The organism is Pseudoalteromonas sp. CnMc7-15 (assembly GCF_022347925.1).
Classification (GTDB): Bacteria; Pseudomonadota; Gammaproteobacteria; order Enterobacterales; family Alteromonadaceae; genus Pseudoalteromonas; species Pseudoalteromonas ruthenica.
This window is the reverse complement of record NZ_JAKRFT010000003.1, coordinates 407287-419943: the sequence shown is the minus strand read 5'-3', so window position 1 is coordinate 419943 and position 12657 is coordinate 407287. Positions and strand designations below refer to the sequence as shown.

Sequence of the window (12657 nt, the reverse complement as noted above, 5' to 3'; positions counted from 1 at the left end):
GGTGGCACTCAGTGTAGGTTAATTCTTAGTTGCTAGGTTTAAGAACATGGGTCTACACTCATTGTTAACATTTTATCTACCGTCAACATAAGAGTAACTACTATGAAAAAACTAACAAAAGTCCTTGTGGGAACTGGTGCCTTAGCATTATCGGCATTAACTATGAATGTTCATGCTGCCGATGGCAAAGCGCTCTACACCGAGAAAAACTGCCACACTTGCCACGGCGCTGATGGTAAAGCACCGATCATGCCTTTGTATCCTAAACTAGCAGGGCAGAACAAAGAGTATATGGTAGCGCAAATGAAAGATATTAAGTCTGGCAAGCGCAACAATGGCATGTCGGCAGCGATGAAAGCCATGGTAATGAACATCAGTGATGCGGAGTTTGAAGCCATTGCCGAATACCTTGCCAACGTAAAATAAGGTCATTATTTTAAAAAAGCCATCGTAGGTTTGCCTGCGGTGGCTTTTTTTATTGAATGACACCCTAGAAGTGTTTAGACTTCTATACATCTATTTTAAGTGGAGTAACTCATGAGTGTGATCCCGACATTACCCCCGTTAAGCGTACGCGATAAGGTCAGTGATCTGGAGTGGCGTTTACGCGTTGATTTGGCGGCGTGTTATCGCTTGGTTGAGCATATGCGTTGGGGCGATTTAATTTACACCCATATGTCGGCGCGTATTCCCGGCACTGATGAGTACTTGGTGAATGCATTTGGCTTGAGCTTCGATGAGGTGACTGCCTCTAATTTAGTGAAGGTGAATCTGCAAGGCGATATTCTTGACGACACGCCCCATCAAATAAACCCAGCGGGTTTCACTATTCATAGCGCCATTCACGAAGTACGCGATGATGCCCACTGTGTAATCCACTTGCATACCAAAGAAACCATCGCTGTAGCCAGTGTTAAGGGTGGCCTGCAGCCTTACAGCCAGCACTCTATGTTCTCATTGCCATCATTGTCGTACCACGAATACGAGGGGTTGGCAGTGAATGACGAGGAAAAGCAGCGCTTACAACAAGACTTAGGCACTACTAACCATATGTTGTTAGTGAATCATGGCGGGTTAACCGTCGGGCCAACGGTGGGCGATGCCTTTATGCGTTTCTATGACTTGCAGCGGGCGTGTGAAATTCAAGTAGCCATTCAAAGTATGAATCAGCCACCTACGCCTGTGCCTCAGGCTATTATCGATAATATTTATAATCAAGCGAATGTGGTCCACAGCGGCAGCACCGGCGGGCAAAAAGCGTGGCCAGCTATGCTTCGTAAAGCATATCGTCTTGACCCTAGCTTTGCTGAATAACAAGGATAAGCCATGAAAGTAAATCGTGTAGAAATATTTGATATTCACTGCCCAGAGCGCCCAGCTTGGACACCCGTATTTGTGCGTATTCACACCGATGAGGGGATCAGTGGTGTAGGTGAAGCAGGCTTGGCTTATGACTTGGGGCACAGCGCTGCAGCAGCGATGATTAAAGAAATGGCGGATGCATTTTTAATCGGTCATGACCCATTCCAAACGGAACTGTTATGGTCGCGGATGCTGCGTGAGAGTTTTTGGGGGCTCGGTGGTGGGCCGGTGGTCTACGCCGCCATGAGTGCGATAGATACCGCGCTTTGGGATATCAAGGGTAAAGCTTTGGGCTTACCTGTATACCAATTATTGGGCGGCAAGGTGAATGATGAACTGCGTACTTATGCGTCGCAGTTACAGTTTGACTGGGACAGCGAATTTAAGGCCTTAGTGCAGCCGCAAGAGTATGCTGAAGCCGCACTTAAGGCGGTGGCGCAAGGCTACGATGCTGTGAAAGTAGACCCAATTCAATACGATAAACAAGGGAACACTTACTACGATCGCACTAAGATCATCGACCGTGGCGAGATGAAACTGTACCGCGCGCGGATGCAAGCTATTCGCGAAGCGGTGGGGGACGAGGTGGATATTATTTTTGAATGTCATAGCCTGCCCGGAGCAACATCGGCAATTCAGATTGGTGAAATCGCTGAAGAATTCGATTGTATGTACTACGAAGAGCCGGTGAATTACCTCAACCATTCTTTGCATGCAAAGGTGGCAGACAAAGTCGCCGTGCCCATCGCCGGTGGTGAGCGTTTATATAACCGCTGGGGTGTACGCCCTTATCTTGAAGATCAAAGTATTGACGTACTGCAACCGGATATTGGTTTGTGCGGTGGCTTTACCGAGACTAAAAAAGTCTGTGACTATGCCGATATCTTCGATGTGCGTATTCAAGCGCATGTGTGTGGCGGGCCAGTGGCTACGGCGGCGTCCTTGCATCTAGAAAGTGCGATTCCGAACTTTTTAATTCACGAGCACCACACCTATGCCATTAAAAAGTGGAACCGTGAGCTGTGTATTCAAGACCCGCAGCCAGTGAATGGCAAGTTTAAGGTCAGTGAAGCGCCAGGCATTGGCATTGAGCTTAATGATGAGGTCGTGATGCGCTCATCAAGAGTTGAAGTGAAGTAGCTTCACTGGATACAAAAAAGGCCAGCCTATGCGCTGGCCTTTTTTGTTTTTACTGGCATTGCAGCTGTGGCGCCGCGACTAGGGTGTCGCTATTAAGGTGATGGATATAACACTGGTCTTCATCGCGCATAAGCATAAAGCGATCGGGCATGGTGATTTGTTTGCCCATGATAGGGTTGCCTTGGCTATCGACCACATTGGGATGGCTTAGTACCAATGAGCTTTGCTGAGTGAACACGCCGCCACTGAGGCGCACCTTATCAGCGTCAAGGATGCGACTGATAATCTCAGCGACTTGCTCGTCTGCGGCATTGACCAGTAGGGTTTGCTTGAGCTGAGAGTCGCTGGTGCTATTGCAACCGGTACAGGTGATAAACAGCATTGACGCCAACAGGGTTGTGATTTTTTTAAGAGTCATAGCCGTTAGTCCTTTATCACTGGCGTCATTATCCGGTTGTTTTGCAACTTGCTGTGCGTGCGGTTGTCGCCGATGGCGGCTGCTCCTGAATTAGCCGCAGCATTGCTAACAGCATAACCTTTTAAGCCAGCTAAAGTGCTTGCTGCAGGGCAGTTACCGGTTGCGCGGTAGCTAAGAGCTGCACTGAGTAAGGCCTCATTACGATCGCCGAGTAAATGATTAAAGTCATCGGCTACAGCGCAGCCTTGTACAAGCACTGGCGCGCGCTCGGTATTAGTAATATTCTGCGGCGCAAAGCCATCGGCATATTCACCAAACCCTTTGTCATTGACGCCAGTAAATTGAATGGTGAAAAAGGTGGTGTCGCAATTATCGGTAGGGTAAAAGCCATAAGGCTTGCCACAGGTGCCATCGCCAATGAGCACCACCTCAAAGTTACGGCTATCGGGGATACCCCGTAAGCCGTTAATTAACGCTTCGCTGGCGGAGCATGTATTGCCGGTGGTGAGCACAAATACACGGTCCAAATTAAGACTTGGCAAGGCTGTGCCCGCACTGATCCCGGAGTCGGGATCGAAGCCAATGTATTCGTCAATAAAAGGAAAGGGGGTTAAGGGATCGCCAGTTACCGGGTTTGTGTCTGGGTTTTTATCATTAAAAATAGTTTGCTCGAATATCACCCCATTGGTGTTATTGCTACCTGCAATCATATACCCAAGTTGAGCCGCCATGGCGAGAAAGCCACCACCGTTGTAGCGCATATCAACCACCAAGTCAGAAATATTGGCGCTGGCGAGTTGATTAACCGCATCAACCAGCTGACGCTCGGCAGGTGCATTGTGATCATTAAACTGCATATAACCAACATTGCCAGTGCCGGTACTGAGTGTGCCCACCTTCATTACTGGGTCTTGGATGAATTGCGCCGAATCTAAGGTAATACGCTGTTGCTGGTTGGAGCCGCGTAGGGTGAAGGTAAACTGTGTTTCAACTCCTGTTTGCGTGGGGAATAAGGCGGCGTTAATGGCGTCGACATTGTCGCTATTGACAACATCCACGCCATTTACAGCGGCGATTTGCCAACCTCGCTCAATGCCTTGGGTGCTCGCATCAGTATTCGGCTCGCTGTAGGTCACCACGACCTCGCGCGGAGGAGTCGCCTTGACAACGCGAAAGTTAAAACCATAGCCTAACACACTGCCACTTTGCTGTTGTTGCTCCCATTCATCGGTGGGCAGGCTAAAGTGAAAGTTATCTTTGGGCGCACCGGACGCGGTGACGTCATTCGTTTTCAGTACATTGAAGTAGTCAATGACATCGGTGATGGACGCGGGATCGCGGTCTTCAATTTCATCGTACCAAAGGTAAGTTTCATTACTCCATGAGCGCAGCCAGTACTTTTGGTCTAGCGCAGCGCATTGGCCTTTAAATTGTTCGGAGTCAGCAAAAACACCGGCTACCCAACCTGTATCGGGGCTAGGGCCTGGGGATGTAGTATCGTCACTGCCACCCCCACAGCCATTTAAGGTAGCTATGATAGCGGCACATAAAGCCGTTCGAAAAGAATGTTTAATGATCATGGAGTTTCGCCTTAGTGTTAGCCTGTAAGTAACTTTATATCAAAGCGTGTAAGACTGTAAAAAGAAAGTTAACTCTTATGATTTATATCGCTTTCTTTTAGTTAAAGCAGTGCATTATACGTTGCTTTGCATTAGCATTAGCGCGATAGTTAATACCCACTACGGATGTGGCTAAGAATAAGCGTAAGGTGTAATAGGTGAGAGCAAAACAAGTCTTTGCGATGGCTATGGTTTTAGCGTTGAGCGGTTGTGCATCAACTGACGAGCAGCTAGCGGATGCAGCGAAGTACCATGACTGGCAGCTTATGTCCGTTGACGGTCAAGATGTGCGCCATCATCAAGCCTCACTCAGCTTTATTGATGCTTTGCAGCTAAATGGCTTTTCCGGTTGCAATGACTTCTTTGCCGCCAGCAATATTCGCGAGCAACGCTTAGAAGTCACTAATCTGGGAATGACCTATAAACAATGTAACGCCGCATTGACAGGCACAGAGCAAGCACTATTGGCGACGTTGAAGTCAGCGCCGATTGTGCGCCTTGGCGAGCGTCAAATGACGCTGAGCGGCGAGCATGTGCTCACCTTCAAGCGCACCACACCTTAAGCGATTAGCGTTTCCAGTTCTTTGGCAACAAAAGGGCGACCTTTGGCATTCACCGCCGTCCCTATTACTTTGGCCTGTAGGGCCACTTTGTCATCAGCACTGCGATAAACATTTTGCACAAACGCAAATTTTAAGCGGCTTTCGCGCACAACCTCTACGGTAACGTAGAAATGATCCCCCGGCATAAGCGATGCCTTGTAATCCAGCTCGCTACGCAGCACCACCAAGTTAATTTTATCTCTCGCAAGCGCAGCAAAATCAACCCCTTGAGCGAGTAAAAACTCGTGACGAGCATGCTCTAAGTAGTTGAAATAAACACTGTTGTTAACAATTCCTTGAATATCACATTCGTAATCGCGTACTTTCATATCAATACGAAAGGTCATAATCTCAATTCCTATATTTTTATTTGGCGCTGATGCTAGTATGGGGATTACAGTACATCAAGGCGTAAATGAATATGAGTGAAATCGCTATTGTAACCGGTGGTAGTAAAGGAATTGGTCTGGCCATTGTCGAAAAGTTATTAGCGCAAGGGTATCGTGTCTATAACTTGGATATTGTCACGTCGGAGCAAGGCGAGTATCGCCATTGTGATATGCGCGATGTGCCTAGTGTAAAAGCGATCATTGCAGAGATATGCGAGCGTGAGCAAGGGGTTGATGTGTTGGTATGCAATGCGGGAATTCATCGCAGCGCCACCATAGAGCAGACCGATGAAGCGCTGCTGGATGAAGTCATCGCGCTCAACATAAAAGGTGCTTATGCGGCGACCCAAGCCGTGCTGCCCAGTATGCGCAGCGCTAATAAAGGGGCGATTGTTTATATTTCTTCTGACCAAGCACTGGTGGGTAAGCGCAACTCCTTCGCCTACAGCCTATCGAAATCTGCATTGGCTTCGATGGCGAAAACCACAGCACTGGATTACGCCGAGTTTGGCATTCGGGCCAATGCGGTGTGTCCAGGTACCATAGAAACGCCGTTGTTCCACAATGCCATCGACAACTACTGCCAGCGCAGTGGCGCTAACAAAGAAGAAGTGGTGGCGCAGGAGTCAGCGATGCAGCCGTTGGGGCGACTCGGGCAAGCCCATGAAGTGGCGAGCCTAGTGGCATTTTTAGCCAGCGATGAAGCTGGGTTTATCACCGGATCACTGCAGGTGATCGACGGTGGTTACACGGCCCAGTAAATGTCGCAGCGCCTGTTTGACCCTCATGTGCACTTGTTTGACCTTAGCCGGGGTGACTATCACTGGTTAAGGCGCAAAGGACCGCCATTTTGGCCGCAAAAACAGGCTATTACGCGCAATTTTAAGCAACAGGATTTGCACCTCAAGGAGCCGTTGCAACACAGCGGCGCGGTGCATATTGAAGCCGGTTTTGACAATGCTGAACCCGCTCGAGAGCTACAGTGGTTGGCTGCCACGGGATTTACTGGGGCCGCCATTAGTCATGCCGGGATTGACCTGGCCCCTGCTGATTTTGCTGAGGCATTAGCTAAGTTACAACACCCCCTATTGCGTGGTATTCGTGATATCACCGAAGGCGCAGATGGAGCGCGATTACTTAACCCCCATTGCATCGACAACGCCGCGCTGTTAGCTGAGCAAGGGCTTATTTTTGAGGCGCAATTTACACTTGCTGATAGCCAATTGTGTAAACGTCTTATTGAGTTGGCCATTGCTGTGCCGACTATCAACATAGTCATTAATCATTGTGGCTTGGTGAGTGTGGATGGGTGGTCATTATGGCAAGACAACCTAGCGTTATTGCGCAGCTGTGACAACATCTTGATCAAATGCAGTGGCTGGGAAATGTTGTATCCACATAAGTCAGTGCAGTGGCAGCAGCAGGTTATTAGGTGTTGTATTAACGCGCTGGGCGCTGAGCGAGTGATGCTCGCCAGTAACTTTCCCCTGTGTTTAATGCAGCAAAGTTACCATCAGGTGTGGCAGGGGTACGCCGATATGGTGTTGCCGCAAAAGCACAAACTTATGCATGATAATGCTTGGCAGCTTTATCGCCAGCCATAAAAAAGCCTCTCATTGAGAGGCTTTAGTCAACAAGGTAGGGGATGAGCCTACTCGTTTAGAAGCTGTATTGGGCTCCAAGATAGACAAACCGGCCGACACCACCGCCATATTCACTATCAAAGTTGCCGACGCCATGCTCGACATTATCGCCTGTGTAAGGAATAAACGGGCCTTGGTCGTCAAAAATATTATTTACCCCAGCAAATAGGCGCACGTCCTGATCCCCTTGCAATGCGAGGTTATAAGAAAGCGAGATATCATGGGTGATATAAGAGGGGTAATATAAATATTTTGGCTGCTCTGGGTTTTCGACACAGCTATCATCGCCGGCGGCACAACTTGCGGCATTCTCGGCAAAGAGTTCGCGCATGTCTTCAACGCGGTCATGGCTATCAACGATGTCGCTTTTATACTTGGTGGTCCAACGTACTCGTAAGTCTTCATAAGACCAAGTGAGTGAAGCGCGAGCTTTGTCGGTGAAAATGCCAGAATCTAGCCCACCATCGTAGCGATTGACCACGGTGCCGTCGTTACCTTCATAGGTAATGCTGTACTCGGTGACGTGGTTCCAATCGAGCTTTAAGCGCAGACTACCGTACTCGGGCAAGTCGTAACGGTAGTTGATGGCAATGTCATAGCCCCGAGTACGGGTTTCGCTAAGGTTAAATACACGCTGCAAAATTTGTGTGATTTGACCATCACTGTCACGGGTAATGTCACCACAGAAACTATTATTTTCACCAAAGGGCACCGAGGCTGAGGCATAACACTCTTGGAGAATATCTTCATTGCCAATTTGTTCGATGGAGTCACTGATTTGGATATCATAATAATCGAACGACATGCCTAAATTAGGAGCGAAATCGGGCTGAATGGTTAACCCTAACGTGTAGGTGTCGGCGGTTTCTTCTTTGAGTAGTTCGTTACCGGTGTTAGGTGAGTAGCCGCTGTTTTCATCTTCAAACACGCCTTCGTTTGCAATCGCTTGGGCTATTCCCGCTTCTTGGCGACAGGCATCATGACCAAGCTCTGTAGAAGTTGCTGTTACGCCATCACAGATATCGCTGAAGCTATCAAAGTCACCGCGTGGTGGCGACATTAGCTCAGTAATGTTCGGAGCTCGTTGTGCTCGAGAGTAGTTGGCACGAACCATATAACCTGAGGCTGGCACCCAGCTAAACCCTGCGCGGTAACTCGCCATGGTATCTATGCCTTCTGGGCTATAGTTGGCAATGCGTAGCGAGGTTTCTAAATCCAGAGATTTCGCCAAGGTTGTGTCTTTTAGCAAGGGGATGGAGGCCTCAGCAAAGGCTTCATAAATATCCATATCACCTGAGAAGGTCGGCACTACGTTAAAGGTTACGCCGCCATATCGCTGTTCCTTATTGGTGATCACATCTTGGGTATCGCGGCGGTACTCAAAGCCAAAAGCAGTCGCCACTGGGCCAGCGGGCATCTCGAATAGATCGCCCGTCATATAGCCTTGCACGTTAAGCTGAGTAATATCTGTGGTGATCACGGGAGTGGCCCGGATCCAATCTGCCATCTCTGGTGTAATCGAACCAATACCGAAAATATTCAGCGGTACACAGCCCTCGGCTCGTGCATCGGCATCTTTACATTGCACCGTGCCATCAGCCAGACGCTCAGAGGCGAGGGCTTGGCGTACACGCACGGTATTTAGCTCATTAAGGCGCTTTTGTTTTTGCTCAAAGGTGCCATAGCCTATTGAGACATCCCAGTCCCACTCATCATTAAAGGCCGTGCCTTTTAAGCCTGCCCAGCTACGAATCGTTTCTCGGCTGTTATCTGTGGTCACCGGGCCGACTTCGGCAAAGCGGCGGTCCCAGTTGATACGGCCTTTCGCATTATCGCGAATTTCATCGGGCAAGAAGGGGTTATCAAGCTCAATATACCCTGGGCTAATTTCACCTGCAGCGCCCGTTAATGGGTCGAGAATAAGAGCATCTGCGCCTTCGTATTCGTCCTCTGGCGATTTCACATTGCGGGAACCGGTTTTGCTGTATTGCACTTGCGCATAGCCGCGAACACTGTCATTCAAATCGTAATCAAATTTAAAGGCGGCAGCGAAGCGATCATTGGGGACCTTAATCTTATCGAACATCTCAAAGTTGATACCATCGCGCTCTTCATTCCAGCCACTTTGTAAGCCATCTGCGGTGTAATAGTAGCCTCCGTCAGCGGCATCTAACCCTTCTTCGAATACCCCGCCATAGGTACCATCGCTGCGCTCTCGCCAATCGGCTTGGGTGATATCACGCATACATTGGTCACCATCGATGGTGTTCATGGCATTACACATTTTACTGGCGAGGTAATCATAACTGGCCTCAATAGCTGCTCGGTCACGGTCCTCCCAATTAATGCCAAATTGACGATCCCATGTGGCGCTAAAAAAGCCGTAGCCTTGGCCATCAGCAAAGGTAAAGCCATGCTCGGCATCTAGGGTAAACTCGTCACCCCCGCCTTCGGGGGTGGTGCCGCCGCGCACTTTAATTTCGCTGCCGACTTTATCTGTTTGGGTGATGATGTTAACCACCCCGGCAATGGCATCAGAGCCGTAGACGGCTGAAGCACCACCGGAAATGACTTCAACACGTTGCACCATACCGGAGGGGATGGTGCCAAGGCTGATATAGTTGCCGCTGTAGCTGTTGGAGACAACGCGACGGCCATCGATCAGGGTTAAGGTGCGGTCAGTGCCTAAGTCTCGTAGGTTTATGGTGGATAACCCGGTATTTTGTACACTAGATTGGCTGTTGGTGTTACTGAATGATTCACTGATCGCGGGTATTTGATCGACTAATATCTCAGATAATGAGCCAAGCCCAGTGTCGTTTAGTTCGTCTTTACCGACGCTGACAATGGGTGAAGGCGTGTCAAAATTGGTACGACGTAGTCGTGACCCAGTGACGATGATTTTCTCAACTTCTTCTGGCTGTTCAACGGTGGCGGGCGCGGCGTTATTTTGTCGCGCTATTTGTTGCTCGTTAGCCACTGCATAGCTGCTAAAACAGGCGCTAATTGCTGCCGCGACTAGACACTTTTTGAGTGGGGTTTTGGAGTAAGACACGATTGTTCCCTTTATTATTATATTCGAGGTGCTGCCGCAGCGTTTTAAACCAATAACTGGGGGGAAATCAGTTTGCCTGCGCGGCAGCGATGGGTCTTTAATTATGTGTAATATTACAGTGGTTAATTACATGTAACCGTTGTAATTTGATTGCTGACAACTAGCAAACAAGGGAGCCTCTTTTATCAACCTTTTTTATATCTATTAAATATCTATTCCTTAAAAATCATATGTTTAATTTTATTCCTCGACCCTTTATCGCAAACGGCTTGGTTAACTAAAGTGAATCACTGTAGACTGCAAAAGTGGATATGTTGGCTTTTTGGGTTGTATAGAATTAGTGCAGTTTGGCAAGGAATTTTTAATAGGTGCGTGTCATATAGATGTAAGCCGTTGCATTATTACATGTGGGCAGAATAGTCATGCATTGCAGCCCAAATTCATGGAATTATTATGCTATCTAGCTGAGCGCTATCCTGAGCCTGTCAGTCGCGACGAGTTAATTGCGCATATTTGGCAAGGCAACGCCTATGTAGGCAAAAAAGCACTCACTAATGCTATCTGGCACCTGCGTAGTGCTTTTAAACAATGCGATGCGCAGCATGAATACATTGAAACATTGCGCAAAACGGGTTATCGCTTATGTATTTCGCCGCAGGCACAAGAGCCTAAGCAAGCACAGACAAAACCGCTTAAACGCTCGTTCGCTTTGATTTTCTTGGGGGTTATGGCTCTGTCTGCGATCATTTTTCTCTGGTGGCCGCAACCGGCAGCCAAAATAGCGCAGCCGAGTAGCACTAAAATCACCGATGAGTTAGGGCGTGAACTCTTCCCCAGTGTATCACCCGATGGTCAATGGCTGTTGTACTCGTGGCGCCGCCTTGGCCAACCCACCAACCTTTACAAACAAAGCTTATTAGCACCGGAACAAAGTGTACAGGCAATTACGCAAAGCCCGTATCGTGAAAGTCGTGGGGTATTTAGCGCTGATATGCATTCATTATTTTACTACCGTAAGGGTAAAGATATCGGCTGCCAAGTGGTGCAACATTCTTTGCTTAATAACAAGGTGCAGATACTGGATCAGTGTTTAAGTAAAGGCAGTGCTGATGTTGCTATCTCGAAAGATGGTCACACATTAGCGTATATCGGCTTGAGTGCCGATGGTACTACTAACATTGCTTATTTGCGTGATTTGCGCACCGGTAGCAAACGGCCTTTGAGCTGCATCCATGAGCCTTGCCAGTTTCGTGATGAAGCATTAGCTTTATCGCCGGATGCCTCGCAGGTGGTGGTTAGCCGCAACTATGACTCAGGCCATGAAGAGTTAGTCTTGATCAATGCCACCAGCGGCGAGCAACAGCAACTTACATCAGGCTTTCTCGATGTGCGTGGTGTGGCATGGCATCCTTTATTATCTCGGCTTACATTTTCTGTTATTGAACAAGGGCGTCGTCAAGGTTATCACTTGCATTTGCCCAGTGGGCAGTTACAAGCCCTCGATTTGCCTGGCTTTAGCTATCCGCATTATGGGCCAGATGGTGCCTTGTATTACCACCGTTGGCGCATTCCTAAATCGATAGTGAGATTAAGTCTAAACGCTGATGTGGCCTCAACTCCTTTCCCCTTGCTGCTAGGTGAGCACAGTGTGCGCTACCCCGCATACAGCGAACAAGCCAAAAAAATAGTGTTTGTCTCCAATGAGTCAGGCTTTGATGAGCTATGGAGTGCCGATGTCGACGGCAGCAATCGCCGCCAACTCACGCATTTGCAGATGACCGCAGAGGACCCGAGCTGGTCTCATGATGGCCGCTATATTGCTTTTAATGCCTTCAGTGAACACAGTAATCATTTGTATATCTATGATATGCACAGTGGCCGCGCTCAGCAGCTAGAGGTGTCGCTTAATTATTTTGGGCGTCCTACGTGGTCTCTAGACAACCATCACCTTTATGTTTCTGACCAGAAGCAACTTTATAGTATTGATTTGAACACCCTGAGCGTGCAGGCGCTGACTCAAGATGGCGGCGCTTATGCAATGGCGATGGATGAGCAGACCTTGATATACGCCAAACCTCAAGGTAAGCGATTGTACTTACTTAACTTAAGCGATGGCACTTCGGCACCGCTGACCGAGGAGGTGCTCTTGTCGGGCGCCTACGGATGGCATTATCACAATGAAAAGGTGTACTTCTTTAAAGTTAATCGCGCCGATTATCGTATTAGTCGCTATGATATGGCCACGAATAAGGTGACCGATGTGATCAGGGTGCAAGAGCGCGGCTTCTCTCGTAATTTGGGAATGAGCTTTGTGCCGCACAAGAACTGGCTGCTGTACAGTGCCTATAAAGACCCGCAAATAGACATTATGGTATATCGCTAACGGCCAAAGGTGAGGCGAGAATCGAACACTCGCTTCACCTGTCTTG

General features: G+C 48.5%; 11 protein-coding genes. 7 read left to right on the top strand and 4 right to left on the bottom strand.

Features of this window, described 5'->3' with window-relative positions; all coding sequences use genetic code 11:
• The first annotated feature begins 102 nt into the window (after positions 1-102).
• From MHM95_RS09210 to MHM95_RS09200, 3 genes are all read left to right on the top strand, one after another.
• Positions 103-426 (top strand): cytochrome c, encoded by a 324-nt coding sequence (locus MHM95_RS09210; RefSeq protein WP_045980550.1) that lies wholly within the window; start codon positions 103-105, stop codon positions 424-426.
• Positions 427-546: 120 nt separating this feature from the next.
• Positions 547-1314, top strand: a complete 768-nt coding sequence (locus MHM95_RS09205) for a class II aldolase/adducin family protein (protein WP_239385232.1) — start codon at positions 547-549, stop codon at positions 1312-1314.
• 12 nt (positions 1315-1326) lie between these two features.
• Positions 1327-2502: a mandelate racemase/muconate lactonizing enzyme family protein gene (locus MHM95_RS09200; RefSeq protein WP_022945905.1), complete on the top strand. Its 1176-nt coding sequence runs from the start codon at positions 1327-1329 to the stop codon at positions 2500-2502.
• A 49-nt stretch (positions 2503-2551) separates the two neighbouring features.
• On the opposite strand, the gene MHM95_RS09195 is transcribed toward MHM95_RS09200, so the two are convergent.
• Positions 2552-2920, bottom strand: coding sequence for a hypothetical protein (locus tag MHM95_RS09195; protein WP_022945904.1), 369 nt, complete (start codon positions 2918-2920; stop codon positions 2552-2554).
• A 5-nt stretch (positions 2921-2925) separates the two neighbouring features.
• Complete coding sequence (locus tag MHM95_RS09190; protein ID WP_239385090.1) at positions 2926-4500, bottom strand: S41 family peptidase; 1575 nt, start codon at positions 4498-4500, stop codon at positions 2926-2928.
• 197 nt (positions 4501-4697) lie between these two features.
• Between MHM95_RS09190 and MHM95_RS09185 the strand changes: the two genes are divergently transcribed.
• Positions 4698-5102 carry an META domain-containing protein gene (locus tag MHM95_RS09185; RefSeq protein WP_022945902.1) on the top strand — a complete coding sequence of 135 codons (405 nt, stop codon included), beginning with the start codon at positions 4698-4700 and terminating at the stop codon, positions 5100-5102.
• On the opposite strand, the gene MHM95_RS09180 is transcribed toward MHM95_RS09185, so the two are convergent.
• On the bottom strand, positions 5099-5488 hold the full coding sequence (locus MHM95_RS09180; protein ID WP_022945901.1) for an acyl-CoA thioesterase: 390 nt from the start codon (positions 5486-5488) through the stop codon (positions 5099-5101). The genes MHM95_RS09185 and MHM95_RS09180 overlap by 4 nt on opposite strands.
• A gap of 74 nt (positions 5489-5562) precedes the next feature.
• Here MHM95_RS09180 and MHM95_RS09175 point away from each other — a divergent pair, with 74 nt between their 5' ends.
• Both MHM95_RS09175 and MHM95_RS09170 read left to right on the top strand, forming a co-directional pair.
• Positions 5563-6291, top strand: coding sequence for an SDR family NAD(P)-dependent oxidoreductase (locus tag MHM95_RS09175; protein ID WP_045980555.1), 729 nt, complete (start codon positions 5563-5565; stop codon positions 6289-6291).
• Positions 6292-7134 carry an amidohydrolase family protein gene (locus MHM95_RS09170; protein ID WP_239385089.1) on the top strand — a complete coding sequence of 281 codons (843 nt, stop codon included), beginning with the start codon at positions 6292-6294 and terminating at the stop codon, positions 7132-7134.
• A 55-nt stretch (positions 7135-7189) separates the two neighbouring features.
• On the opposite strand, the gene MHM95_RS09165 is transcribed toward MHM95_RS09170, so the two are convergent.
• Positions 7190-10228 carry a TonB-dependent receptor gene (locus tag MHM95_RS09165; RefSeq protein ID WP_239385088.1) on the bottom strand — a complete coding sequence of 1013 codons (3039 nt, stop codon included), beginning with the start codon at positions 10226-10228 and terminating at the stop codon, positions 7190-7192.
• 340 nt (positions 10229-10568) lie between these two features.
• Here MHM95_RS09165 and MHM95_RS09160 point away from each other — a divergent pair, with 340 nt between their 5' ends.
• Entirely contained in the window at positions 10569-12611 is a 2043-nt protein-coding gene (locus MHM95_RS09160) for a winged helix-turn-helix domain-containing protein (protein ID WP_343224301.1), read from the top strand.
• Positions 12612-12657: the final 46 nt, after the last annotated feature.